Source organism: Streptomyces sp. NPDC051018 (assembly GCF_044456085.1).
Lineage (GTDB): Bacteria > Actinomycetota > Actinomycetes > Streptomycetales > Streptomycetaceae > Streptomyces.
The window spans coordinates 211479-238386 of record NZ_JBITFN010000012.1; the positions used below are offsets into that span (position 1 = coordinate 211479).

Consider the following 26908-nt stretch of genomic DNA (forward strand, 5'->3'; position numbering starts at 1 on the left):
TGCCTCCGGTGCCGCCCACGTACCGGGGCGGACACAAGCCCTCCCGGACCGGCTGTCATACGGAGGGGCACGAGCCGGGCGCGGGGGAGTGGGGGATGGTAGATCGAGCCGGATGAGGGGGTGAAATCGGCCAATGTTCGGTTACGTGCCTTGTCCCACCCGCTCTGTCGTCCCCCTCCGCCCCCGGTATGTCGGCCCCGCCTCACCCGCCTGTTCACCCGGCGCCCGGACCGGACCACCTCATCGGCCGGTCCGCCCCCTGCTTCCTCCGGGCCCGGTCACCCCGTGATCACACGGATCCCGCAGCCACACCCGCAGAACCCGTGCCGCCCCGCCCCATTTCTTCCCCGAGGGCTCCGTGTACCGGGCCCGCGAGTCCGAGGGGCCGGGGAACCGGAGAGCCCGGGCGGGCAGCCGGAGGGCCGGGCGGGGAGCGCCGCCCGGGTGAACCCACGCGTCGTTCACCCGGAATTCGTGTCTCCGACGCCCCGGGGTGCCAGCCTCGACCCGGGGCAGAGCCTCCGTGATCCCCCGGCGACGCGGCAGTACACAGAAAGGCGGGGTGCGGGTATGGAGAGCGGTCCGGCGATCTTCGCGGGAACGGCGTTCGCGCTGTTCGGGGCGGCGCTGCTGCTGTGGACCGGAGTGCGCGTGATGCACCGCGCGCCGGTCGCCCAGGGAGTGAGTCCCGCCACGGCCGTCGCCCTCACGACCCTCTCCGGTGTCGTTTCCCTCGCCCTCGGGCTGTGGTGCTTCGGCCGCGTCTGAGCGGGGTTCCCGCGCCTCCACGTGCCGGTCCGGGCGGCAGGAATGCCCGGACTCGGGTTACCGTTCGAGTGGCCGTTGCGGGCTTTTGCCGTTTGACACGGGGGCGGGTTGTACCGTCACACTCCGCAGCGGCAGCAGCACCACGCAGCCTCCGCATGGGCATTTCGCGGGATCTGCGGGCACCATTGCAGCGTCACAGCGGTGTGCGCGACCAGCGCCGTACTGCCGTGTCTGCCCATCGAGCGTCGACCGGAGAGAAGAGCGAAGTTGTTCCCGACCAGCGAGACCGCACAGGGCGGCCGCCGACTCGTGATCGTCGAGTCGCCTGCCAAGGCGAAGACGATCAAGGGGTACCTCGGCCCCGGCTATGTCGTCGAGGCGAGCGTCGGGCACATCCGCGACCTCCCCAACGGCGCCGCCGAGGTTCCCGAGAAGTACACCGGTGAGGTCCGCCGTCTCGGTGTCGACGTCGAGCACGACTTCCAGCCCGTCTATGTCGTCAACGCCGACAAGAGGGCGCAGGTCAAGAAGCTCAAGGAGCAGCTCGCCGCCTCCGACGAGCTCTATCTCGCCACCGATGAGGACCGCGAGGGCGAGGCCATCGCCTGGCATCTGCTGGAGGTCCTCAAGCCCAAGGTCCCCGTCCACCGGATGGTCTTCCACGAGATCACCAAGGACGCGATCCGCGACGCCGTCGCCAACCCGCGCGAGCTGAACAAGCGCATGGTCGACGCCCAGGAGACCCGCCGTATCCTCGACCGTCTCTACGGCTACGAGGTCTCGCCGGTCCTGTGGAAGAAGGTCATGCCCCGGCTCTCCGCGGGCCGGGTCCAGTCGGTGGCGACCAGGCTCGTCGTGGAGCGGGAGCGGGAGCGCAGGGCGTTCACCTCCGCCGAGTACTGGGATCTGACCGGCACCTTCTCCACCGGCCGCGCCGGGGACCAGTCCGACCCGTCCTCACTGACGGCCCGCCTGAACTCGGTCGACGGACAGCGGGTCGCGCAGGGCCGTGACTTCGGCCCCGACGGCCGGCTGAAGTCGGGCCAGGTGCTCCACCTCGACGAGACGGAAGCGCGCGCCCTGGCCGCCGCGCTGGAGAACGCCTCGTTCGCCGTCCGCTCGGTCGAGTCCAAGCCGTACCGCCGCTCGCCGTACGCCCCCTTCCGTACGACGACGCTCCAGCAGGAGGCCTCCCGCAAGCTGGGCTTCGGGGCCAAGGCCACCATGCAGGTCGCGCAGAAGCTGTACGAGAACGGCTTCATCACCTATATGCGTACGGACTCCACGACTCTCTCCGACACCGCCGTGGCCGCCGCCCGCGCGCAGGTCACCCAGTTGTACGGGGCGGGCTATCTGCCCGACAAGCCCCGGGTGTACGCGGGCAAGGTCAAGAACGCGCAGGAGGCGCACGAGGCCATCCGGCCCTCGGGTGATCGTTTCCGCACCCCGGGCGAGACCGGGCTGACCGGCGAGCAGCTCAAGCTGTACGAGCTGATCTGGAAGCGGACCGTTGCCTCCCAGATGAAGGACGCGGTCGGGAACTCGGTCACGGTCAAGATCGCCGGTACGGCGTCGGACGGCCGGGACGCCGAGTTCTCCGCGTCCGGCAAGACGATCACCTTCCACGGCTTTATGAAGGCGTATGTGGAAGGCGCCGACGACCCGAACGCCGAGCTCGACGACCGTGAGCGCCGGCTGCCGCAGGTCGAGGAGGGCGACCCGCTCGCCGCCGAGGAGATCTCGGTCGACGGCCACGCCACCAAGCCGCCCGCCCGCTACACCGAGGCGTCGCTGGTCAAGGAGCTGGAGGAGCGCGAGATCGGCCGCCCCTCCACCTACGCCTCGATCATCGGCACCATCCTCGACCGCGGCTATGTGTTCAAGAAGGGGACGGCCCTGGTGCCCTCCTTCCTGAGCTTCGCCGTCGTCAATCTGCTGGAGAAGCACTTCGGCAGGCTCGTCGACTACGACTTCACCGCCAAGATGGAGGACGACCTCGACTGCATCGCGCGGGGCGAGGCGCAGGCGGTGCCGTGGCTGAAGCGCTTCTACTTCGGCGAGGGCTCCGAGGGGGCCGCCCCGGGCGCCGGTAGCGCGTCCGCCGCGGGCAATGGCGACGGCGACCACCTCGGCGGCCTCAAGGCCCTGGTCACCGATCTCGGCGCGATCGACGCCCGGGAGATCTCCAGCTTCCCCGTCGGCGACGGGATCGTGCTGCGGGTCGGCCGCTACGGCCCGTACGTCGAGCGCGGGGAGAAGGACGCGGAGGGGCATCAGCGCGCCGATGTGCCCGCCGACCTCGCGCCCGACGAACTGACCGTGGAGTACGCGGAGGAGCTGCTGGCCAAGCCGAGCGGTGACTTCGCACTGGGCAAGGACCCCGTGTCGGGCAACGAGATCGTCGCGAAGGACGGCCGCTACGGCCCGTACGTCACCGAGATCCTGCCCGAGGGCACCCCGAAGACCGGCAAGAACGCGGTCAAGCCGCGTACGGCCTCCCTCTTCAAGTCCATGTCGCTGGACACCGTCACCCTGGACGACGCGCTCAGGCTGATGTCGCTGCCCAGGGTCGTCGGCACCGACGCGGAGGGGGTGGAGATCACCGCGCAGAACGGCCGCTACGGCCCGTATCTGAAGAAGGGCACCGACTCGCGTTCGCTGGAGAGCGAGGACCAGCTCTTCGGGATCACGCTGGAGCAGGCGCTCGCGATCTACGCCCAGCCCAAGCAGCGCGGGCGGGCCGCCGCCAAGCCGCCGCTGAAGGAGCTGGGGACCGACCCGGTGAGTGAACGTCCGGTGGTCGTCAAGGACGGCCGGTTCGGTCCGTACGTCACCGACGGCGAGACCAACGCGACGCTGCGGAGCGGCGACAGCGTGGAGGAGATCACGCCCGAGCGCGGGTACGAACTGCTCGCCGAGAAGCGTGCCAAGGGCCCCGCCAAGAAGACCGCGAAGAAGGCGGCGGCGAAGAAGGCACCCGCCAAGAAGGCGCCGGCGAAGAAGGCGGCTCCCGCGAAGAAGACCGCGGCGAAGAAGACGGCGGCCAAGACGGCCGCGAAGAAGACCACCGCCAAGAAGACCGCGGCGAAGAAGGCCACGGCCGGCAGGTCGGCGGCCTCCGCGGCCGAGGACGAGTAAGCGGGACGAGTACCGGGACGATCGGTACGGACCCCGGCGGTCGGGGTTCGCCCGGTCGCGGGGCGCGTCGGGGCTGACCGGGCGCGCCCTTGGTTACCGGCAGTATGGGCAGGGTGGGCCCGCTGTGCGCACCCTGTCCCGGAACGTCTGCCGGGCCCCCGCCCCGGTCGCCGCGCGCGGGCGCCCGTGAGCCGTCGCGCACTGCGCCCGTATGTTCGGACGACCCTCCGGGGAGTACGGCGCTCCGGATAGGCTGGGCGGATGACGCGAGCCGAGCAGCCAGCCGAGCAGCAGGCGGTCGTGAGCACCGCCTCAGAGACTGCCTCGGACTCCGGCACCTCCGCACCCCAGCACCCCCACGAGCCCAACGGTACGCACAGTGACCTCGTCGCGGACTCCCGTGAGCGGGCCCTGCGCGCCCTGCTGCGGGTCCCCACGCTGAAGAGACTCTGGAACGCCCAGGTCGTGGGAGGCGTCGGAGACGCCGTCGCCGTCCTCGTCCTCCTGCTGCTGACCCTTCAGGCGGCGGTGACCCAGGGCATGTTCGGCGGCGGCTACCGCGGTGCGGCCTTCGCCGTCGCCGCCGTGCTCGGCGCCCGCGTCCTCGCCACACTGCTCTTCGGAGCCGTACTGCTCGGCCCGCTGACCTCGCTGACCTCGCCGAAGGGCCCCCTCGACCGACGCTGGACGATGATCGGGGCGGACGGGCTGCGGCTCGCTCTGCTCATCGTGGCACCGCTGTGGATCGACTGGACCCCCGCGAACGCGACGGTGATCCTGCTGGTCACGGTCTTCCTCATCGGCGCGGCGGAACGCTTCTGGACCGTCGCCCGTGACGGTGCCGCCCCCGCGCTGCTGCCCGCGCCACCGCCGGAGGGCGCGGCCGTACGCCCGCTTCCGGACCATCGGGAGGCGCTGCGCCGGCTGTGGCTGCGCACCTCCTTCGCCGCGATCCCCCTCGGCGCGGCCGTCCTGCTCGTCGCCACCCTCATCGGCGAACTGATCGGCCAGGGCGTCGAATGGTTCCTGCTGCACCCGGCGGCCCTCGGGTCTTACGTCGCGGCCGGTCTCTTCGCCGCGTCCGTCTCGGCGCTGTTCTTCGTCGAACTGCCGAACACCCAGACGTCGAGGCCGCGCTCGCCGCTCGAAGGGCTGCTGCGGCCCGCGGTCGTCTCCCCGGCCGCGCCGGCGGGCACCGACAAGGCACGTCAAGCGGGCACCGACAAGGCACGTCCAGCGGGTGACAAGGCCCGCCGGACGGGTACGGACAAGGGGCGTACGGGAGCCATACCGCTGCTCGTCCTCGGCTGCGGGGCGGTCGCGGCCGCGATCTCGTCGGCCGTCGCCGTCTCCGTACTGCACTCCATCGACCTCGGAGGCGGAGCCGCCGCTTTCGCGCTCCTCGTGCTCGCGCTGACCGGCGGCAGTGCCCTCGGGATCCGGGGTGCGCAGTACGTACTGCCCGCGCTGTCGCGCCGGCGGCTGCTCGCGCTCGCCCTCGCGATCACCGGAGTGGCCCTGCTCGCGATGGGGCTGGTGCCGGACACGGCGACCGTGCTGTTCATCGCGCTGCTCGCCGGGGTGTCGGCGGGAGTCGCGGCGAGCACCGGGCACACGCTCATCGACCAGGAGGTGGAGGAGCCCCGGCGCATCCGGATGACCGACCACCTCCAGGCCGTCGTCCGGGTCGGCATCGGTCTCGGCGCGATCGGCGCGCCGCTGCTCGCCGCCGCGATCGGACCGCACCGGCTCGCGAGCGGGGACTTCGTCTTCGCGCACGGCGGGGCCGCCTTCACGCTGATGCTGGTGGGCGCGCTGCTGCTGCCCGTGGCCGCGATCGTCCTCGCCAAGACGGACGACCGCTCGGGCGTGCCGCTGCGGCGTGACCTCGGCGACGCGCTGCGCGGTGGCGCGGACCCGGCGCAGGCGCCCGCCGCCACCGGCTTCTTCATCGCCGTCGAGGGCGGAGACGGCGCCGGGAAGTCCACCCAGGTCGAGGCGCTCGCCGAGTGGATCCGGGCGAAGGGGCACGAGGTCGTCGTCACCCGCGAACCGGGCGCGACCCCGGTCGGGAAGCGGCTGCGATCGATCCTGCTCGACGTCTCGTCCGCCGGACTGACGAACCGCGCCGAGGCGCTGCTGTACGCCGCCGACCGCGCCGAACACGTCGGCTCGGTGGTACGGCCCGCCCTGGAGCGCGGGGCGATCGTCATCTCCGACCGCTACATCGACTCTTCCGTCGCCTATCAGGGCGCCGGGCGCGATCTGTCCCCGACGGAGATCGCCCGGATCTCGCGGTGGGCCACGGACGGGCTCGTACCGCATCTGACGGTTCTGCTGGACGTCTCGCCCGAGACCGCGCGCGAGCGCTTCACCGAGGCGCCCGACCGGCTGGAGTCCGAGCCCGCCGAGTTCCACCAGCGGGTGCGCGCGGGCTTCCTCACCCTCGCGGCGGGCGACCCCGGCCGGTATCTCGTCGTGGACGCCGGCCAGGAGCCGGAGGCCGTCACCACCGTCGTACGCCACCGGCTCGACCAGCTGCTCCCGCTCTCCGCCGCCGAGGTGAAGGCACAGGAGGAGGCGCGCAAGGCGGCCGAGGAGGAAGCGCGCCGCAAGGCCGAGGAAGAAGCCGCGCGCAAGGCGGAGGAGGAGCGTCTGGAGCGCGAGCGCCAGGAGCAGCTCGCGAGGCTCCGCGCCGAGGAGGAGGCCCGGCGCAAGGCCGAGGAGGAGGCCGCGCGGCAGCGTGAGGCCGAGCGCCAGGCGGAGGAGGCCCGCCGGCGCGCCGAAGAGGCGCGGCGGCTCGCGGATGAGGAGCGCCGCAAGCGGGAGGCCGAGGAGAAGGCGCACCGCGAGGAGCAGGAGCGTCTGCGCAAGCTCGCGGAGGAGCAGGCCCGGCTGCGGGCCGAGGCGGAGGAACGCCGGCTGGAGAAGCAGCGCAAGGCCGAGGAGGCGCTGCTGAGGGCGGAGGAGGCCCGCCGGGCGGAGGCGGAGGCGGCTCGCAGGGCTGAGGCCGAGGCGGCCCGGCTTGCGGAGGAGGCGCGTCGGGCCGAAGAGGCGCGGCAGGCGGAAGAGGAACGTCGGGCGGATGAGGAGCGTCGGGCGGAGGCGGCGGCGCGGGCGGCTTCCGCGGCCGAGGCGGCCTCGGAGGCGTCCGGGGTCTCGCCGAACGAGGTCACGGTGCCGACGCCCGTGGTCCGCCCGGACGACATCACCCAGGAGGTTCCGAAGGTCTCGCCGCCGTCGGACACGGCCGAGACGGCGGTGCTGCCGTCGGTGGCGCCGGGACGGTCCGATTCCGGGGCCGAGGGGACGGCTGCGGGTACGGATGAGGCGGCGGGAGCCGCTGGAGAGTCCGGAGGGTCCCGAGGGCCTGGAGAGTCCCGGGGGTCCGAAGGGGCTGATGCGGCGGAGACCGCGGTCCTTCCGCCGGTCCGGGGCGAGTCTCCGGAGGACAGGGTCCCGCAGGGCATCTTCCGCGACGAGCGGGCGGGGTCTTCACGCGCGTCGGGTTCCTCGCGTGCCGCGGGTCCGGCCGGCCCCTCCCGTTCATCCGGTTCATCCGGCCGCTCGGGTTCGTCTGGTTCTTCCGGCTCCGGCTCCCGCTCCGGCGCGTCGTCGGTCGGCCCGAACGACCGTACGCGTGAACTTCCCCAGGTGGATCCGGACACGGGCCGCCCCCGCCGCCGCTCGGACTGGGCGGAGGAGACCCCGCTGGACGACCTTCCCACCCTGGCCGACGAACTGCTGGGTCCCCACGACGACGAGGACGACGGGCGCAGGCGGAGGGGCTGACCGGGGCTGCCCTTGGGCTTCCGGGGCCCTGGACTGGACCCGGGGGCGGCGGTTTCCAGGGTCGTTGGCACGCTCCGAGGGGGCGTGGGTACGACACCGGGGGCCTGTCGGGCGGCCCCGGCCGGTTGCCGGGGGCTCCCGGCCCCCGTCGGGCGCCCCGGATTCCGATGGCCGGCGTCTCGGACCTTCGTCGGGCGCCCCCGGACTCCGTTGTTCCGCGCCCCCGGGCCTTCGTCGGGTGTCCTGGGACGGGGGCACCGCACCGGGTGATGGGCACGGCACCGGACCCCGTCAGATGCCCGGGTCCCTTCTCGGGCGTCCCGGACCCCGTTGTCATACCCCTCCCTCACAATGGAGGTCCCAGTACAAGGCAGAGGCAGGTGACGGCATATGGCCGTATGGGACGACCTCGTCGGGCAGGAGCGCGTGCAGGCGCAGCTCGCCGCCGCCGCGCGGGACGCGGACGTCCTCGTCACCGCCGTGGCCCAGGGGGAGCACCCCCCCGACGCGTCCAAGATGACGCACGCGTGGCTGTTCACGGGGCCGCCGGGGTCGGGGCGTTCCACCGCAGCCCGCGCCTTCGCCGCCGCGCTCCAGTGCGTCAGCCCCGACAGGGCCCTCGGCGGCGCGCCGGGCTGCGGGTTCTGCGACGGCTGCCACACCGCCCTCGTGGGGACGCATGCCGATGTGGAGGTCGTCCGTACCGACCTGCTCTCCATCGGCGTCAAGGAGACGCGTGATCTCGTCCGCCGCGCCCAGCTCTCCCCGGCCGTCGGGCGCTGGCAGGTGATCATCCTGGAGGACGCGGACCGCCTCACGGAGGGCGCGGGCAATGTGCTCCTGAAGGCCGTCGAGGAACCCGCGCCCCGCACCGTATGGCTGCTGTGCGCGCCCTCGCTGGAGGATGTGCTGCCGACGATCCGCTCGCGCTGCCGCCATCTGACCTTGCGTACGCCACCGGTCGTGGCGGTCGCCGATGTGCTGATCCGGCGGGACGGCATCGAGCCCGACGTCGCCGCCGCGGCGGCGCGCGCCACTCAGGGCCATATCGGCCGGGCCCGCCGCCTCGCCACCGACGAGCGGGCCCGCGCCCGGCGGTCGACCGTGCTGAAGCTGCCGCTGCGGGTCGACGACATCGGCGGCTGCTTCAAGGCCGCGCAGGAGCTGATCGACGCCGCCGCCGAGGACGCCAAGCAGGTCGCCGACGAGGTCGACGCCAAGGAGACGGAGGAGCTGAAGACGGCGCTCGGCGCTGCCCAGGGCGGGCGGATGCCACGCGGGACCGCCGGGGTGATGAAGGAGCTGGAGGACAGGCAGAAGCGACGCAAGACGCGTACGCAGCGCGACAGCCTGGATCTGGCCCTCAGCGATCTGACCGGGTTCTACCGCGATGTGCTCACCCTCCAGCTGGGCAGCGAGGTCGCGATCGCCAATGACGACGTACGGGACTCACTCGACCGGCTCGCCCGTGCCTCCACGCCCGAGCGCACCCTGCGCCGGATAGAGGCGGTGATCGCCTGCCGTGAGGCGCTGGAGGCGAATGTGGCTCCGCTGCTGGCGGTCGAGGCGATGACGATGGCGCTGCGCGCGGGGTGAGACCCCGCTCGGGCTGAGGGACCCCCGACGGGCTCGTCGGCGAGGCCGCGCCCCGTCGGTGCGCCGCCCGCGCGTCCCCCGCGCGGGCGAGGGGTCGGCGTGTCGTGTACCCGAACGCCGACAGGATCGAACTGGTTGTGCGAGCGTGCGCGGTGCCGCGGGCCAGGGGCAGGACCGGAGCGCGGGACGGGGCGCCACACCGGTTCGTACCGGTACGAATGGGCAACCCTCCGCCGTGTCCCCTACGCTCCGGACATGGATCCAAGGCGCGTACTCCGAAGTTCCGCTCTCGTGCTGGCCGCGGCCGGCGTGCTGCTGTCCGGCTGCACCGGCGGGGGCTCCTCGCCCAGCGCCTCCGCGTCCACGACGGGCGGCTCGGGCTCGGGCGCGACATCAGCCCCGGCGGCGGAACTGAAGCCGTACTACGCGCAGAAACTGTCGTGGCGCGACTGCGGTGTGCCGGGCTTCCAGTGCGCCACGCTGAAGGCCCCCCTCGACTACGACAAGCCCGGCGGTGACTCCGTCCGGCTGGCCGTCGCCCGCAAGAAGGCCACCGGCCCGGGCAAGCGCCTCGGCTCTCTCCACGTCAACCCCGGCGGCCCCGGCGGCTCGGCCGTCGGCTACCTCCAGGCGTACGCGGGCATCGGCTATCCCGCCCCGGTCCGCGCCCGCTACGACATGGTCGCCATGGATCCGCGCGGCGTCGCCCGCAGCGAGCCCGTCGAGTGTCTGACCGGGAAGGAGATGGACACGTACACCCAGGTCGACCAGACGCCCGACGACGCGGCCGAGACGGCTCGCCTCGCCACCGCGTTCAAGAACTTCGCGGCGGGCTGCGAGAAGCGTTCCAAAAAGGTCCTGCCGCATGTCTCGACCGTCGACGCGGCCCGGGACATGGACGTTCTGCGCGCCGTGCTCGGCGACGAGAAGCTGACGTACGTGGGCGCCTCGTACGGCACCTTCCTGGGCGCGACCTACGCCGAACTGTTCCCCTCCCGCACCGGCCGCCTCGTCCTCGACGGCGCTCTGGACCCCTCCCTGCCCGCCCGGGCGCTGAACCGCGACCAGACCGAGGGCTTCGAGACCGCGTTCCGGTCCTTCGCGGCGGACTGCGTCAAGCGCAAGGACTGCCCCCTCGGCACCACCTCCACCACGGACGCCTCCAACCGCCTCAAGGCGTTCTTCGCCGAACTGGACGCCCGGCCCGTCCCCACCGGCGAGTCCCGGCGGCTCGGCGAGTCGCTGGCCACCACCGGAGTCCTCACCGCCATGTACGACGAGAGCGCCTGGCCCCAGCTCCGTACTGCCCTGACGAGCGCCATGAACGGCGACGGCGCGGCCCTCCTGGCCCTCGCCGACACCTACTACGAGCGCGACGGCGACGGCTCCTACGCCAATCTGATGATGGCCAACGCGGCCGTGAACTGCCTCGACGCCCCGCCCGCCTTCACCGACCCCAAGGCCGTCGAGTCCGCGCTCCCCGAGTTCGAGAAGGCGTCCCCTGCCTTCGGCCGGAACTTCGCCTGGGCCGCTCTGAACTGCGCCTACTGGCCCACTCCCGCCACCGGCACCCCTCACCGCATCACGGCCCAGGGCGCACCCCCCATCCTCGTCGTCGGCACCACCCGCGACCCCGCCACCCCCTACAAGTGGTCCCGGTCCCTCGCCACCCAGCTCTCCTCCGGCCGCCTCCTCACCTACGACGGCGACGGCCACACGGCATACGGCCGCGGCAGCGACTGCGTCGACACCGCGATCAACACCTACCTCCTGGAGGGCACCGCCCCCGCCCTCGCCAAACGCTGCCGCTGACCACCCCCGACCTGCCCGGCACCGGGCCCACCGGCCCCCCGGATGGTTCGGGGCACCCAAAACCACCCTGTAGACTTGGCGCCGCTGCTGATGCGAACGCGTCTTCGCCGGACGGGCCATCTCCGCAGCGTGCCGCCTTAGCTCAGTTGGCCAGAGCAACGCACTCGTAATGCGTAGGTCTCGGGTTCGAATCCCGAAGGCGGCTCAGAGAAACCCCAGGTCACATAGCCCGTGACCTGGGGTTTTCTGTCGTTCAGGGCATGCGCGTCACGCGGCTGAGGTTGCGTGGATTTGCTTGCGTGAGCGATGCGTGAGCGGAGAGGGCGCAGCCCTACTTCTTGGGCTTCTTCCGCCCGGTCTTCTTCTTGCCCTCGGCCTGGGCCTTCTTGGCGCGCTTGGCCTTCTTCCGGGCCTTCTCCGCCTTGCGTGCGGCGTCTTCCGCTTCCGCCTTCCGTTGGAGCGGGACCAGCTTGGCGGTGGCTTCGGCGGCCCTCTTGCCGACGTGGGGCAGGACGCTCTGGTAGATGTCCCGCGTGATCCGGGTGTCGCTGTGCCCGAGGGTGTCCGCCACGATCTTCACGTCGATGCCGGCGGCGAGCATGAGGGTGGCCGCGCCGTGGCGGAGGTCGTGCAGCCGGATCGGCGGGAGGCCGGAGGCGGCGACGAGGCGCTCGAAGAGGTCGGTGACCTTGCCGGGGTGGAGCCAGGAGCCGTCCTCTTGGGTGAAGACGAGCCCGGTGTTCACCCAGGCCGAGCCCCACTCCGCGCGGTCGGCTTCCTGCTGCTTGCGGTGCCGCTCCAGTACGTCGACGGTGTCGTTGTCCAAGGCGACGACGCGGAAGCCGCTGTCCGTCTTCGGCTCGGACGATTCGACCTCCCACCCGTCCTGCACGAGCTGACCCGTCACTGTGAGGGAGTGTCGGTCGAGGTTGGTCTCCGACCACGGCTGCCCGCACGCCTCGCCGCGACGCAGGCCACGGAAGGCGATCAGGTGCCACATGGCGTACAGCCGGTCATCGGCCACGAAGTCGAGGAAGGCGCCGGTCTGTTCCGGTGTCCAGACCATGACGGGGGAGGGCTTCCCGGCCGTCTGCTCCCACTTGGCGACCCGTTCGTCCGTCCACACCAGGGCCTTCGGCTTGCGGACCGGGTCGATCTCGACGTGGGCCGCTGGGTTGAACGTGATGATCTGCTGGCCGATCGCGTCGTTCAGAGCGGCGCGGAGGGTGGCCTTGATGTGCTGGCGGGTGGACGGCCCGGTGACGCGGCGGAAGGGCGGCATCGCGTCGATCGCCGCCTTCATCGTTTTGCGGCGGGTCCGGTTCTCCACGCCCTTCCAGGGCACGGTCGCCAACTCCTCGACCGCCGCACGCCGCTGGGCGTTCTGCTCCAGGATCTCGGCGTTGGCGTCGGTGATGGCGGTGAACATCTCGCTGAGGTGGCTCACGCGTAGCCGGTCGAGGCGACGGTCGCCGATGTGGGGTTTGAGGTGCACGCGGACGTCGGTCTCGTAGCGGCTGATGCCCGACTTTCGGATCCGCTTGCCCGCGAGCCACCGGTCCAGCCACTCGCCCACGGTGAGGCTGCCGACGAGTTCCTGACCGGCTTTCAGGCGTCGCCGGGTCTCCTCCACGTCCGGCAGGGGCAGCTTTCCTCCACTGACCTCGGCCAGCATCTCCGCGGTCAGCTGGACACCCTCAGGGTCGTCGGTCTCGGCGAGCCCCATGAGGGCACGTACGTGGTCGAGGTCCGCCTGGGCGGCCTTGAGGCTGCTGTACCCACCACGGGCGAAGGACCGTCGGCTGCCGTCCTCGCGTGGCGGCAGTTCCTGTCGTATGGAGTAGGTGCAGTGGTTCCTGCTGTTGCGCTTGGGACAGGAAGAGCCGAGTTCCTTGCCGGTCTTCGGGTCGCGGCAGGAGCAGCGACGGTAGGTGGAGCCCTTCAAAGGCGTTCCTCCGAGGTGGTGTCGGGGTCAGGTTCAGACGGGTCGATGTCGCCCAGTGCGGGTGGCAGGTCTGGCAGGGTGGCCCCCTCGTCACGGAGGTTCCGGCGGAGGTGGCGGAGGGCGTACTTGGCGGAGATGGCCTGGTCGGCGTACTCGGTCCGCTTGCGCTCGGCTTCTTCCTGCTGGGAGCGGCCGGTGGCTGCCTTGGCGGCGAACCGCGCCCGTTCTTCCTCTTCGAGCGCGGCGAGGGCGGTTCGTACGAGGCTGGCGTGATGCTCGAAGTCGGAGACCAGGCCGGCGTCGTGGCCGGGCACGTCCTGCTCGCCGGTGAAGCGTCGTAGGGCATCCCAGGTCGGCACGAGGTCCTGGAACGGCAGCTCCTGGGTCTTCTCGACGTAGCCGACGGGGAAGATCAGGCAGACCGGGTAGGTCTCCAGGGCGGCGGCCAGGACCATGACGTCCACCAGGGGCAGGGTGGCGCGGCGGCCCGATTCCATGTTGGCGATCACGTTGCGCGGGATCGGGTGCCCCAGCTCCTCGCAGCGGTCCGCCAGGTCCTGCGCACTCCATCCCCTCCCCTTCCTTCTGCGCCGGACCTCGCTGGCCACGTTGGCCTTGATCCGGTCCGCCCACTCCGGAACGTCTTCTTCATCATCGAAACCGTGTTGTGTCATGCAGACACATTAACTTGAGGATCCTCTATGGAGTGGCCTGGAGCCGGACGTGATCCGCGCGTTCGCCGACGGCTGCACGGAAAGAGGAGATGCGGTATGCGTGAAGACGCCACGAACGGGCGGCCGAAGGGGATGAGCCGGGAGGAGCTGCTCGCCCTCCCAGTGGCCGTTGACCTGGACACCAGCAACCGGGCGCTCGGATTGGGGCGGAGCAAGGGCTATGAGCTGGCGAAGCGGGGCGCCTACCCGTGCAAGGTGCTGCGGCTCGGCAATGCCTACCGGGTCGTAACGGCGGACCTGTTGAGCCTGCTCGGACTGGCGGCGTGAGGGGCAGGGAGCGTAGCAGGCGGTTCTGCGCTGAGCTGACACAGAATCGCTGGACTGTGCAGGGGTGTGGACGTAGTGTCCGTGTTCCCTCCGGGGAACGCCCGGCCTGTTCCGTCTCGGAACCGGCCGCGTTCACTCAGTGAACGGAGCGGGCCTCCGGCGGTGCAACGCCGGAGGCCCTGGCAACCCCCATCGGCCTGTCACGAACCAACCCGGCGGTAAGGGCGTGCAAGCCCGCCACCGCCAGAAGAGGAGCCGCCCAGTGGAACACGCCCCCACCCAGCCCTATTCCACCCCCACCAAGCCCATCTGGCCCCCAGTCGCTGTCCCCGGACATCCTGCCCACCAGGGCGGCCAGGGCGGGGAGCCCTCTGCTCCGGCAGAGGTGTCGCTCGGGGAGGCGGTGCCCGATCCGGAGCCGACTGCCGGGTCCGGTCTGCTGGACGAACTGCGTGCCCAGATAGCCAGGTTCGTGATCCTGCCCTCGCCAGAAGCGCTGGACGCGGTGACGCTATGGGTGGCGGCCACTCATCTCCAACCCGCGTGGCAGCACGCGCCGCGTCTCGCGGTGGTCGGTCCGGCGAAGCGGTGTGGCAAGTCCCGGCTGCTGGACGTACTGACCGAGACAGTGCACGAGCCGATGCTCACCATCAACACCACCCCGGCGGCGGTCTTCCGGTCGATCACCGAGGAGCCGCCCACGCTCCTGGTCGACGAGGCGGACACCATCTTCGGCACACCGAAGCAGGCGGAGAAGAACGAGGAGATGCGCGGCCTGCTGAACGCCGGGCACCAGCGGAACCGTTACGTCACCCGGGTCGTCGGCAACGACCACACCCCGCACAAGTTCGCCACCTTCGCCATGGCCGCCATCGCGGGCATCGGCGACCTCCCCGACACGATCATGGACCGGGCCGTGGTGATCCGCATGCGCCGCCGGGCCGAGGGGGAGCACGTCAAGCCGTTCCGCTCCCGCCGTGACATCCCGGTCCTGCACGAACTGCGCGACCGGATCGCCGCCTGGGCCTGTCCCCTGCTGGACGAAGCGGCCGACCTGGAACCGGAATTGCCGGTGGAGGACCGCGCGGCCGATACCTGGGAACCCTTGGTGATCATTGCCGACCTCTCGGGCGGGTCCTGGCCCCGTCTGGCGCGGTCGGCGTGTGCGCGGATGGTCGCGGCCGAGGAGCGGGCGGAGGAGGAGAACCCCGGCGGGGCGAAGATCCTCGCCGACATCCGGCGGATCTTCCACGCCAAGGGAGACCCGGAGAGCCTCAGCACCGACGACCTCCTGTTCGCCCTCAACAGCGACACCGAGGCCCCCTGGGCGGAATGGGGCCGCAACGGGCTGACGCCGCGCGGACTCGGCGCACTGCTCCGCGACTACAACATCGCCTCCGGCAACGTCCGCGTCGGCGACATCCAGCGCAAGGGCTACACCCGCAACAAGTTCGCCGATGCCTGGCGCCGTTACTGCCCCACCGTCCACCCGATCGACGCCGACCCCGTCACCGCCGAGGTCTGAACCGGCCTCCCCGGTTGCCGTCCGTGCCGTCCCTGCCGTGATCCTGCAGGTCAACAGGAATCCTGCCAAGACGGCAACCGGGCCCAAGACGGAAACACGATCACCACCACCCCACCCCGGGTCACGAAGCCTCGTCCCGATCCGTCTTGTGCCGTCCCGGCCGTACCCGCCGTATCACTGCAGGTCACAGCCTCACGCCGTGGGACGGGAAACGAGCCCCGTCCGTCCACAGCCGTACCGCCGGGACGGCAGCACGCCCCGACTGCTGTCCCGGCCCTGACCTGCGCCTGCAACGGCCAAGACGGCAAATACGGACCACGCCGACAGCCCCACGCACCACCCCAGGAGCACGCACCCCATGGCCACATCCGCCATACCGCCCGCGCACCCCGGCACCGGTCACCAAGTGACCAGTTGGGACCGTGCCGCGATCCTCGCCCTCGGTGCCGCCGCCTGCGCCCTCTCGTACGACGCCCTCCAGCAGATGGCCGTCGCCATCCATGTCTGCGGACTCCTCACCTACCTGTTCCCGCTCGTCATTGACGGGTTCATCGCCTACGGCGTACGCGCTCTCCTCGTCCTGCGCACCGCCCCGTTCCGGGCCCGCCTCTACGTATGGGCCCTGTTCGGCACCGCGACCTGCGCCAGCATCTGGGCGAACGCCCTCCACGCCGTGCGCATCAACCAGCAGAGCCCGCCCGGCACGCTGCACCTGAGCGACCTCACCGTCGGCATCCTGTCCACCCTCGCCCCGCTCGCCCTCGCCGGAGCCGTCCACCTCCACATCCTCATCACCCGCGAAACCACCACCGACACGGCACCCCCGCCGGTATCCCTCCCTGAGCCGGAACAGCTCACCAGCGAACCGGCGACCATCCGACGGGGTGGACGGCCGGCGGACGCGACTCTCGACGAACTCGTCGAGATCGGCCGGATGGCCGTCGCCGAGCATGGCCGAGTCTCCCGCTCCACCGTCCTGCAAGCGATCAGGGACAAGGGCCTCAAGATCGGCGGCGAACGACTGACCGAGGTCATGAACACCCTGCGAGCCGAATCCGCAACCACCCCCGCTGACGGCTGACCGCACCCCACCGGAACAGGCACGGGGTGGTCGGAACCCTTCCGACCACCCCGGTCCCCGGACCAACCCCTAACGGACCGGACTGAGAAGCGTCCGGACTGCGGCTTGGGACGGCGACGGAAAGGTCCCGCCTCAGAGCCCTCCCTCCCCATGCTGGTGGTCTCGGCACCTGCAGACAGAACGTCGCCGTGGCTTTTCCGGGAGCCAGCCGACGACTCCACCCACTTCACGCGCACACCCCGAGGAGAACCGCCACATGCCCCACCCGAACAGCCCTCAATCCCTCGACCACCAGGAGACGACCACTGCGGTCACCAGCGCAGCAAGGTATGCCGCTGGACCGTCCAAGGGCCGGTCCCATGCGGATGCCTCCGCCCCGGGGGTGGCGGAGGAGTTCGGGCACCAAGGGGCACCCGAGGGAGGACCGTCAGCGTTCCCGACCGTCAGCCCGTTGCCGCGAGCAGCCGAAGCCGCCGCGTTGCATCGTGTCGCCCGTCGCCGCCAGCGAGATCCGAGTGGCCAGCGCAAGCAGCGTGTCGACGCCCGTTACAGCGTCGACGAGAAGACAGCGATCCTCGCCCGAGCCAGGTTACTGAACATCGCCGGAGCCCACTACGTCGGCGCGGTCGTCATGGCCCACATCCACGGAGACCTCGCCCTGCCGGGTCAGCGCACCCCGCTCGACGACTACATCGACGAGCTGACTGCCCTCCGCGGGGAGGTCGCCAGGATCGGCAACAACATCAACCAGATCGCCCGCAAGCTCAACGCCGGTGGTCATCCCCAGCCTGGGGACACCGAGCTTCTGGCCCAAGCCGAACGCACCCTGGCGGATACCGGAACCACCGTCCGCAGGATCGCAGCAGCCGCGAACCAAGCCCTCACGAGGAAGGAGGGCCGGTGATCGCGAAGATCAGCAGCGGCAAGAGCACCGCCGGCCTCATCTGGTACCTGTTCGACACGAAGAAGGCCAAGGACCGCACCGACCCGCACCTGGTCGCCTCCTGGGACGGCTTCGCCCCGGACCCCGGCCGGGCCGAGGACTTCGACGCCACCAAGAAGCTCCTCGTCGCCGACCTCGACCTGCGCGTCAAGCAGGCCAGGCGGCTCGGCCGGGCACCCGAACAGTATGTGTGGCACTGCTCGGTCCGGGCCGCGCCCGAGGACCGAGAGCTCACGGACGACGAGTGGGCCGAGGTAGCCCGCCGTGTCGTCCACGCCACCGGCATCGCCCCCGAAGGCGACCCGGACGGATGCCACTGGGTAGCCGTCCGCCACGCCCCGGACCATATCCACATTGCCGCCACCAAAGTCCGCGGTGACCTGAGCGCCGCCCGCCACTGGAACGACTACCGCAACGCCGACCGAGAACTCGTCGCCGTAGAGAAGGAGTACGGCCTCCACCAAGTCGCACGTGGAGACCGCACCGCCGCCAAGCGCCCCACCCGCGCCGAACAGGAGAAGGCCCGCCGCCGCGGCCGGGGAACGACCGCGCGTGAGCAGTTGCGCACCACCGTTCGCACCGCCGTTGCCGCCGCTTCCACCATCGAGGAATTCGCCCACCTGCTCAGCCAGATCGACGGTGTGCTCACCCAGGTCGTCTACTTCCCATCCGGGGACGTACGCGGATACAAGATCGCGCTCAAGGGTGACACCAATGCCCAAGGCGACCCCGTCTGGTTCTCCGGCTCCGAGCTCGCCCCAGACCTGTCCTTCCCCAAGATCCGGGAACGTCTGGACGCCATCGAGCCGGCCACCGACCAGCAACTGAACTGGGACAGGCCCGACCCGTGGCACCAGACCATCACCATGATCGAACTCATTCCCCACCGCCTGGACCAAGCCGACGACGAAGCCTCCCAGGCCCACCTCCACGCCTTTGGTGAAGTCCTCGACGCCCTTCCCCTCCTTGCGCCCCGGCAGCTTCAGTCCCAGCTTCGAGACGCGGCGTCCGCGTTCGAACGTGCCACTCGCTCCCGCATCCGGGCCGAGCAGCACCAGGCCCGTGCACTGCGTAGCGCCGCACGAGCAACGCTCCGGGAGCCCCCGCCGAAGGACGGAGCCCTCCTGGCGATGCTTCTCGACGCCGCCGTCCTCGTCGTCATCGCCGCAGTTCGCTGGCATCAGCTCCGCCATCACGACCAGCAGGTCGAAGCCGCCCGCCAGGCTCTGCTGCATATCCAGATCGCCTACGACCAGGCCGCCGTCGCTCCATTGGCCGCCCTCTCCCAAGGCCGACCATCCCAGCAGATCGTGGACCGGCACATTCACCGCGTACGTCGTGCTGTCCCCAGCCAAGCGGAGCGGGTTCTCGCAGACCCTGCCTTCGACGCCCTCGTCGCTGTCTTGTCCGGAGCCGAGGCCGCTGGCCATGATCCGGATCAGTTGCTGCGGCAGGCCACGGATCAGCGTGCCTTGGATGACGCCCGCCACCCCGCCCGAGTGCTGACATGGCGCGTACAGCGACTCAGCACAGGTCAGGCGTCCAGTAGCCGAGACCGTGTGGCTCGCGTTCGCAGTACCGTCAAACCGGGTAGTGCTCCGGCTCGTCCAGCAGAGTTCACGCCGCCACAGCCTTCGGTGCCGGGGCGCCGACGCTGATCACCGGAGCACGAGGCTGTCCCGGATCACCTTGTCGCTGGCGTGTAGGGCCGCCGCCAGCTCGCCGTGCAGGTGATCGGGGATGGCCCTGGCTCCCAGCGCGCAGGCCCTGACCAGGGCGCGGCAGTCCTGGGCTTCCCGAACTGTGGCCACGGTGAGGAAGCACGGGTGGGTCAAAACCTCGCGGGCCGCGTAGCCGTCCTCGGCTTCGACCGTCCTGCGGTGGAGGTCTTCAACAATGCGCTGCGCGGCGGGTGTTTCGGCGGGACCGACCGCGTCGAGAATGGTGAGACCCAGCCGGATGTCGAATACGGTCATCCCAGGCTCTGGCGACCGTTGAAGGTAGGCCGCGATCAGTTCTGCCAGATGCGCGTCGAACGGCTGCTGGGCATCGTGGCGGCACTGGACGGTCAGGCACGCCGTGACGAGTTGTTCCCAGGGGTCGCCGGGCGTCGTGTCGTGGAGGAGAGCTGCTGACGATGTCGTGTCGTCGGATACGAGGGCGGACAGTACGGCGACTTGGCGGCCGTCGAGCATTCGCTTGCCGATGCCTCGGTGGGACTCGATGTGCTTCAGGGCCTCGGCCCAGCGGCCGGCGGTGGTGAGGGTGCGGGTGCCGTCGGCGAGGAGTACGCGCCAGAGCCAAGCGCGGACCTCTTGTCGGTCGGCATCGGTTGCCGTGAGGTCCGCCGGTATCCCGACACCGTCAAAGTGGGCATGCACGCCTGCCGCGACGGCTCCGTACAGGTCGAGCAACCGTTGCCGTCCCTCGTCGGCGCGGCCGGCGCGGATCTGGAGGCGGGCGAGGTTGACGACGGGTTCCAGTCCGCGGATCGCGCTCATCCCGGGCAGCGGACAGGCGTGAAGGTACGCGGCGGCGTGCTGGTGGCACAGCTCACGCGCCATATCAGGAAGGTCGAGATCGGAAGCGATGAGCGCGGCCTGGTTGTAGACGGCCGACGCCAGACCTTGGTCGGCCTTCCGTACTGCGGTGTCGGCTAGGTCGACGAGCGCGTGGACGCGTTGGGGCAGGGGTAAGCAGGCGGGGCGGAATCGGGCGACGAGCGGGAAGCGCTGGGCGGTGGGTCCGTGCGGGTCCATGAGTCCCCCGGGGCGTGAGTGGGCGGCGGTGCCCGCCCTCCGTAGGCCGACGGGCACCGTCCTCTATCTGTCGGTTGTCACTGCCAGTCGACGACGATCTGGTTCAGCGGCGTGTCGAGGGCGAAGAGACCGGGGCGCTGTTCGACGGGCGGGGCGTCGAGGGGCTGGATTTCGAACGTGGCCTCCCGGCCGCGATACTCCCGGTCCCAGGTGCGGACGGCGTCGGCGACCGTCGCGGCCAGCTCGTCGCTGCCGGGCCCGTGGCCGATGACCCCGAACTCCCAGAGCTTGCCACCCTCGGGCGTCCTCTTCTCCAGCAGCCGCCGGGCCAGGTAGGTGACGGCACCCTTCTCCACGGCCGCGGTGGACGAAGGGTAGGGGTCCTCGGTGAGCAGCCCTCCCTTGGCGCTCTGGGGGAACAGCATCCGGATCAGGCCGGAGGGCAGGGAGCAGGTGAGGAACAGCTCCATCCATTCCGGCGACTCCATGGCGCGGACCGTCATACCGGTCCACTCCTCGGTGCGCGGCTGCTCCAGAACACGGGCGAGGGCGTCGGCGTCGATGTCCTGGCCGGCAGGCGCTTGAAGCCGGACGGTGCCGTCGGCGCTGAGCGGGATGACCCGGCGGTCGTCGTCGGCGATGCCCCGCCGGAGCGGCATAAAGGTGTTCATCTCACTGCCGAGCGACACCCACCGGCCGTCATGCTGTTCGTACGCGATGGAGCGGGCGACGCTGCCCTTGAGCCGCTGGGGAACGAGGAGCCGACCGCCGGGGGCGAGCTGTTCCAGCCAGGCGTGCGGCACGCCGTGCGCGCCGACGGTGGCGATGATCCGGTCGTACGGTGCTCCCTCGGCGTATCCGAGGGCTCCATCCCGGGTCACGGCCCGGACATTGGTGATTCCGGCAGCGGCGAGGTGGGCGCGGGCACCCTCCACGAGGTCGTCGTCGACGTCGAGCGTGGTGACATGGCCGCTCTCGCCGACCAAGTGGGCGAGGAGCGCAGCGTTGTAGCCGCTTCCGGCGCCGAGTTCGAGGACGCGGTCGCCGGGCCGGACGTCGAGCTGGTCCAGCATGAGGGCGACGACCCCCGGCTGGGACGCGCACGAGATGGAAGTGCCGTCAGTGTCGTACTTGATGTGCACCGGCGCGTTGGCGTAGGCGTCTTCGAGCGACGCGTCGGGCACGAACACATGGCGGGGGACGGCCCGAAGGGCGGTCTCGACGGCGGGGGTGCGGGCGTGTCCGTTCGCCCGGATCTGGTCGACCAGGGCATTTCGAAGGCGCTCGGCGTCCGCCCAGCCGGTGGTGATCGTGTCGGTGTTCACCGCGCCGACGCTATCGGCGCCCGCCGCGGCCCCGCTGGGCGACGCGGTGTTGTCACTGGTTCCCATGACTACCTCTCGTGCGATGTTGAACAAGGCGCTCTGGTCGTGCCGAAGGAGACCGGCGCGGTTGGCGTGGAAGATCACGTGGTGGGCGATGACGGCTCGCAGGCCGCGGGTGATACCGCCGTGGTCCGCGAGGTTGGCGAGGGCCACCCCTGCTTGTTCGAAGGCGGTGACCCATCCGTCGTGCCCGTGGAGCGGGCCGCCCGGGTGGCAGAGGCTGCGGGCGTCGGCGGTCATCAGCTTCCGTACGGCGGGGGCCAGTGCAGCGGCGCGTTTGATCGGCAGCGGATCGGTGGCCGGCCGGAGGGCGGCGACCTTTGCCCAGACGTCCCCCTGCTCGAACCAGTCGAGTCCGGCGCCGCGCATCATGGCGCTCATCAGCAGTACGGCGGTCTCCCGGCGCCCCAGATGCCTCGGGCCCGGCTGGTACATCAGCAGGTGGCGGGAGTCGCTGTGGAACAGTTCGTGGGCAGCGCCCATGGCCGCCTGGCCGCCGAATGCGTCGGTCTCGGGCTCGTATATACCGGACAGCCACGACACGACCGAGCCCACGCCGACGAGGTCGTTCAGCAGCGTTTCTACGACCGGGGAGGGTTCGTTGGCGCGGTACCGCAGAGGCCAGGGCTGTTTGTTCATGAACCACCAGCCGGAGAGCTGTCCGGCCGCTTCGGCGGCGATCAGGGCGGGGCCGAGGCATTCGGCGATGACGAGCTGGGCGCGTGAACGGTCGACGAAGGTGATGTTGTGCTGTTGCCAGCGGTCGGAGGGCATCGGGGTCTTTCGGTCGGTGGATCAGGCGACGAGCAGGCAGGAGTCCCAGGCGGAACGGGGCGGTACGGCGGTGCTGGGCGCGAGGAGCGCCAGGGCGACACCGGCGGCACCGTTGAGCAAGCCCGGCTCTCCGTCGCCGAGTGCGGTGTCCGGCGGGTGGATCTCGTTCAAGAGCGCCGGGATCGCGACGCGCATCCGGCCTGCGGTCGTCGCATGGGCGTCGTCGGCGGCACGGGACGCAATGTGGGCGAGCCCCGCGAAACCGTGGCACAGCCCGTCGTCCGTCGTGACCTTGAGCTGGTCGGCGTCGGTGAGGGCAGCCACGAGGGCGTTCTCCGCCCCGATTTGGCGGGAGGTGTCGCCGAGGGCAAGCGCGGCGAGTTGCTGGGCGCGGGCGAGGCCGGCGCTGCCGTAGCACCAGGAGGGGCGTTGGGGTGCGGACGGGGTGAGGTGGCCGGTCCGCAGTTCGTCCCGGGTGATCCAGTACGGCCAGGCCGGGCCGTGACCGGTCTCCCAGCGGTCCAGCCACGCGAGGATGGTGCGCAATGCCGCGTGGTGCCCGTCGACGACGGTGCCGCGCCGGGCAGCCAGGGCGAGGAGGGCGAGTACGCCACCGATGCCGTGCGCCATGCCGTTGTTGGCGTGGCCGCGGGGGAAGCGGTCGTCCGGGTTGCCCGAAGGCCCGGTCTCCGTCCACCAGCCGGGCAGGGCCTCGCCCTGGTGGGGCAACGGTTCGGTGAGACGTACGCAGTAGTCGAGCACGGCACGCGTCGGCGCGCTGCCGGGGTCGCGGCGCAGTAGGTAAGAGCCGTATCCCGTAAGCCCTCTGATCGCGTCGAACTCGGCGAGCTGCGGCAGACGCCCGGCGTCGATACGGCGGTGCGCGACATCCAGACGTCGTCCGACGTCGATCGTGATCCGGTCGTCCATCGAGTTCAAGGCACGCTGGTACGAGCCGGGGATGTGGTCTGCCGCGCAGGCCAAGGCATGGGCGAGTGCGGGCATCCCGTAGAAGGGGTGGCTGTCGGGACCGCTGGTGAGCGGCTGATGGGAGGCGGCGGCGAGCCAGTCGTGAGCGCGCTGCCACGGCCCGAGGTCGCGTGCGGCCCGCTCGATGTGCAGGAGCGCGATGCCGGGAGGACCGTAGGCCAGGTGCTGCCGGCGCGAGGGCGAGAACCGCTGTACGTCGGGATCAGCGAGCCGGTACGCGATGGCGTCGACCAGGCCGAGAGCCGGGTGAGTGGTCACGCCGGCCTCCTCTCGGCACGCGCCGTCCAGGCGAGAGCGGCGGCACGCGCCAGATAGAGGCACACCTCCTCCTCGGGGAAGTTCACCGCGATGTTCCGTACGAAGTGGACGTGCAGGAGTGACGTCAGGACATCGTCGATCGCGACGCCCTGGGTGTCCGGGCCGGGCAGATGCAGCCGGTAGGCGGCGAGGGCTGGCTCCCGTTCCGCCCATCCCGACACGATTGCCTCCCCGCCTGGGACTCCGCGCAGTGCCGACCAGCCGTCGCGGGGATCGGCGAGTTGCACGGCCTCGGTGAACTGCCCGCGTGGCACAGGCGCGGGGGACGTCGGCGGGATGTGGTCGATCAGCCACCGCATGCCAGCTTCGGTACCGCCGAGGAAGGCGGTGGCGATGGCGACCGTATGCGCCGCCACCAGGGCACGATGCCCGGGACGCTGCCGTTGCGCGAGCTGTGCCACGACGGCGCGGGAGTCAGCGCGGAACACCTCCTCGGCGGCCTCCCACGCCACCCCGGAGCCCCAGCGGCCCATCTCGCGGTACGAGGTGGGATAGCGCAGATCGGCCAGCAGACCGACGCGGCGCATTTCGTCGCCCCACTCGCTCACCGCACGGGCGGTCTCGGCGAAGGCTCCCGGATGGGGGAGGGCGATGCGGACGCGGAGGTGCTGGGCCGGGTCGCGGAAGCGGATGAACCACCACGGCGGGTTGCCGAGTCGCTTCAGCAGTTCGGGCAGGTACTGGGCGAGCAGGGTGTCCTGGCGGCGGGCGTCTCCGTACAGGGCCGCCAGGAGTACGCACGAGGAGGCAGGGGTCTGCATCTGCGCCGGTGAGAGGGTACGAGCGGCGGTGGGAGCGAGCAGTGGCGGCCAGGCCGTCGGCCGTACCGCCTTGAGAGGCACCACGATCTCGTGAGCGCGCCCGTCGCACCAGCCGTACTTCTCCGGAGCCTCGATGAGCACGGCGGTGTGCGCACGGTCAAGGTGCTGACGCAGCAGCACCCGATGGGCGGCCTCATCAAGGTCGAGGAACAGGCGCCGGTCGCCCTCCACGAGGTACACCCGGCGTGGCAGCCGCCGTCGGACCCGCCAGTTGGCCAGAGCCGCGTCCCACTCGGTGCCGCTGAGCAATTCCGACGCGTCCAGCCGCCAGCGTGCCGGGGCCAGCACCGTACGTCCGTAGCGGAGGCGCGGAAGGAACGGCATCGCTGTGGCGGCGCCCCAGTCGAACGCGGTGACCTGCGCGCACTGGGCGCGGGACAGCTCGGTGAGGAATCGCGCCAGCGGCGGGGTGTGCGTGTGCAGGTTGAGCGCGTTCATCCCGACGGCTTCAACTCGGTGGCCTCGCCCTGGGGCGGCTAGGTACATGCGGCGCCCGTCGCATGCGACCGCCAGGTCGTCGGGGGTGAGCACGTCGGTATCCGGGGCGTGGTGCTCCTGGAGGCTGATCACGGTGGGCAGGACCTGGGGTGCGCGGGTGACGTGGGCGCTTTCGGGGAGCAGGGGCGGGAAGGAGAGCTGCGCGGGCACAGTGTCACTGTCCGCGGTCGGTAGATCAGCCAGCTCTGCGCTTAGCGCCTCGCGGGCTGCGTGCTCCAGCACGCTGAGGAAGCGGCCCGTGGACACGCCGGAGCCGCGTGACACGCTCACGACCTCCAGCCGGAAGCGCCCGCGCCGCAACTCTTCCAAGCTGGCCGAGTGCACTCGTACTCCCACCTCCAGATGCGGAGGCACCCGTGGCTCGTCCGGTCCCACGTCGAGAGCAGCGACCAAGTCATCGGTGAGGACGACCTCGTCGAGCCCTTCCAGCGCGGCCGTCTGAGCCAGGCGTACGAGTACATCGTCCCGAGCGGAGATCCGAGGCCGGCACGCGCCGCGTGGAGCGCCCGGGTAGCCGTTGGGATAACCGACGCCGCTGTCTGCCACGACTTCCTTGAGCGGCACCATCGTGCCGATGCCGTACCGCTCGTAGAACCGCTGGTGGTACTCGCCCCACGCGGCGGTGCCGTACGGGCGGGTACTCAACCGGGTCAGAACGAGGGCGGCGCGCTCGACTTCTCTGGCTACTGTCTCCGGCAGCACGAGCTGGGCGTTCAGCCGCAGGTCGAACGCGACGGGATGGCGGTTCCCGCTCGGCACCAGCTCCCGCATCCGCGCGGCGGCTCTGTCTCGGCCGTCTCGTGTGGCGCACTCCTCCAGGCCCGCCCGGATCGCGTGCAGCTCTGCCACAGTCTTCGAGACCGGAGCGACAGACTCGGCGTCGACCGCGTCGAGCTGGTCGACGAGGTACCCGAGGGCGTCGGTCTCGGTGCCCGGCGCGTGCAGGCTTGTGATCAGTACCCGCCGCCGGACCAGCTCCGCCAACAGCACTTGGGACTTATCGTGCCTGGCCTCGGGGAACTCCGCCCGGAGCTTGTCCAGAAGCGCGCCAAACCGGATCGGCGCCCTGGCTGCGGCGAGGACAGCGCGCACCGGTGAGGTGAGGGCCAACGATGCCTCGACCGCCCGGGTTCCGTGGCCTTGGGTATCGGACTGGAACGGCACGACGAGCCGTTCCCCACGGACGGATGCGGTGCTGTTGGCGACGACTGGCAGCCGTTCAAGTAGTTCCGGGCATGACTCCAGCCGATGCACGACGGTGGCCAACCACTCCGCCCCGGCCCGGCCGACGACTACGTGCTCCGAGCCCCAGTCCACGCGCACCTGCGATCCGAACCTCGCAGTGGCCACACCAGCAAAGAGACCGAAGGGAGTCGCCCGATGCTGCGCCCGCAGCAGATAGCGGACCACGGCCAGCGCCGCGCGCCGTAGGTCCCGGGCAGAGGGTTTCCCCGCTGTGCACAGGGCCTGTACCTGCGCGGCCAAGGCCGGGCTGGAGTGTTGCAAGGTCTCGGCGAAGTCCTCGTTGGCCCAGACCGTACGCAGCCACGTCACTTGGGTTGCCACGATGCCAGGCGATCCCCCGCCGAGATCGGGGCACGGAGAGACCGGCAGCAGCGGCCGGGCGACGGCGCGCACGAGGGCGGTTGTTCCGGCGCGGAACGTCGCGGTCGAGGTGACCACCGACTACCTCCGTGGGTTGCGGGAACGGGCGGCTGGGGCCGCCGCACGGAGGCGGCGGCACCAGCCCGGTGTGACCACA

The 26908-nt window shown here is 71.0% G+C and carries 16 protein-coding genes and 1 tRNA gene; 11 read left to right on the top strand and 6 right to left on the bottom strand.

The window, feature by feature from the left end; all coding sequences use genetic code 11:
* Positions 1–570: 570 nt before the first annotated feature.
* The 6 genes from ACIBCM_RS22030 to ACIBCM_RS22055 all read left to right on the top strand — a co-directional run bounded on the left by ACIBCM_RS22030 (position 571) and on the right by ACIBCM_RS22055 (position 11311).
* Positions 571–768 carry a hypothetical protein gene (locus ACIBCM_RS22030; RefSeq protein ID WP_399245650.1) on the top strand — a complete coding sequence of 66 codons (198 nt, stop codon included), beginning with the start codon at positions 571–573 and terminating at the stop codon, positions 766–768.
* Between the two features lie 267 nt (positions 769–1035).
* Positions 1036–3906 (top strand): type I DNA topoisomerase, encoded by a 2871-nt coding sequence (gene topA / locus ACIBCM_RS22035; protein WP_399245652.1) that lies wholly within the window; start codon positions 1036–1038, stop codon positions 3904–3906.
* Positions 3907–4167: 261 nt separating this feature from the next.
* Entirely contained in the window at positions 4168–7698 is a 3531-nt protein-coding gene (gene tmk, locus ACIBCM_RS22040) for a dTMP kinase (protein WP_399245654.1), read from the top strand.
* 390 nt (positions 7699–8088) lie between these two features.
* On the top strand, positions 8089–9294 hold the full coding sequence (locus tag ACIBCM_RS22045; protein ID WP_399245656.1) for a DNA polymerase III subunit delta': 1206 nt from the start codon (positions 8089–8091) through the stop codon (positions 9292–9294).
* A 255-nt stretch (positions 9295–9549) separates the two neighbouring features.
* The gene (locus ACIBCM_RS22050; protein WP_399245658.1) at positions 9550–11106 is read left to right on the top strand and encodes an alpha/beta hydrolase; all 1557 of its coding nucleotides are present in this window, start codon (positions 9550–9552) and stop codon (positions 11104–11106) included.
* 131 nt (positions 11107–11237) lie between these two features.
* Positions 11238–11311: transfer RNA gene (locus tag ACIBCM_RS22055), tRNA-Thr, on the top strand.
* A 126-nt stretch (positions 11312–11437) separates the two neighbouring features.
* Here the strand turns inward: ACIBCM_RS22055 and ACIBCM_RS22060 are convergent.
* Positions 11438–13051 carry a tyrosine-type recombinase/integrase gene (locus ACIBCM_RS22060; protein WP_399245660.1) on the bottom strand — a complete coding sequence of 538 codons (1614 nt, stop codon included), beginning with the start codon at positions 13049–13051 and terminating at the stop codon, positions 11438–11440.
* Positions 13048–13725 (bottom strand): helix-turn-helix domain-containing protein, encoded by a 678-nt coding sequence (locus tag ACIBCM_RS22065; RefSeq protein WP_399245662.1) that lies wholly within the window; start codon positions 13723–13725, stop codon positions 13048–13050. The genes ACIBCM_RS22060 and ACIBCM_RS22065 overlap by 4 nt, the downstream gene beginning before the upstream one ends.
* Before the next feature lie 96 nt (positions 13726–13821).
* On the opposite strand from ACIBCM_RS22065, the gene ACIBCM_RS22070 reads away from it, so the two are divergent.
* The 5 genes from ACIBCM_RS22070 to ACIBCM_RS22090 all read left to right on the top strand — a co-directional run bounded on the left by ACIBCM_RS22070 (position 13822) and on the right by ACIBCM_RS22090 (position 19259).
* The gene (locus ACIBCM_RS22070) at positions 13822–14052 is read left to right on the top strand and encodes a hypothetical protein (protein ID WP_399245664.1); all 231 of its coding nucleotides are present in this window, start codon (positions 13822–13824) and stop codon (positions 14050–14052) included.
* Between the two features lie 262 nt (positions 14053–14314).
* Entirely contained in the window at positions 14315–15577 is a 1263-nt protein-coding gene (locus tag ACIBCM_RS22075) for a DUF3631 domain-containing protein (protein ID WP_399245666.1), read from the top strand.
* Between the two features lie 358 nt (positions 15578–15935).
* Positions 15936–16658 carry a DUF2637 domain-containing protein gene (locus tag ACIBCM_RS22080; protein WP_399245668.1) on the top strand — a complete coding sequence of 241 codons (723 nt, stop codon included), beginning with the start codon at positions 15936–15938 and terminating at the stop codon, positions 16656–16658.
* Between the two features lie 451 nt (positions 16659–17109).
* Positions 17110–17562 (top strand): plasmid mobilization relaxosome protein MobC, encoded by a 453-nt coding sequence (gene mobC / locus ACIBCM_RS22085; RefSeq protein WP_399245670.1) that lies wholly within the window; start codon positions 17110–17112, stop codon positions 17560–17562.
* Positions 17559–19259: a relaxase/mobilization nuclease domain-containing protein gene (locus ACIBCM_RS22090; protein WP_399245672.1), complete on the top strand. Its 1701-nt coding sequence runs from the start codon at positions 17559–17561 to the stop codon at positions 19257–19259. The genes mobC and ACIBCM_RS22090 overlap by 4 nt, the downstream gene beginning before the upstream one ends.
* Here ACIBCM_RS22090 and ACIBCM_RS22095 read toward each other — a convergent pair whose 3' ends face one another.
* The 4 genes from ACIBCM_RS22095 to ACIBCM_RS22110 form a co-directional block, all read right to left on the bottom strand.
* Positions 19260–20360: a hypothetical protein gene (locus ACIBCM_RS22095; RefSeq protein WP_399245673.1), complete on the bottom strand. Its 1101-nt coding sequence runs from the start codon at positions 20358–20360 to the stop codon at positions 19260–19262.
* 77 nt (positions 20361–20437) lie between these two features.
* Positions 20438–22519: a methyltransferase, FxLD system gene (gene fxlM / locus ACIBCM_RS22100; protein WP_399245674.1), complete on the bottom strand. Its 2082-nt coding sequence runs from the start codon at positions 22517–22519 to the stop codon at positions 20438–20440.
* Positions 22520–22540: 21 nt separating this feature from the next.
* Entirely contained in the window at positions 22541–23767 is a 1227-nt protein-coding gene (locus ACIBCM_RS22105) for a lanthionine synthetase C family protein (RefSeq protein ID WP_399245676.1), read from the bottom strand.
* Positions 23764–26700: a lantibiotic dehydratase gene (locus ACIBCM_RS22110; protein ID WP_399245762.1), complete on the bottom strand. Its 2937-nt coding sequence runs from the start codon at positions 26698–26700 to the stop codon at positions 23764–23766. Before ACIBCM_RS22110 ends, ACIBCM_RS22105 begins: the two co-directional genes overlap by 4 nt.
* Positions 26701–26908 lie beyond the last annotated feature (208 nt).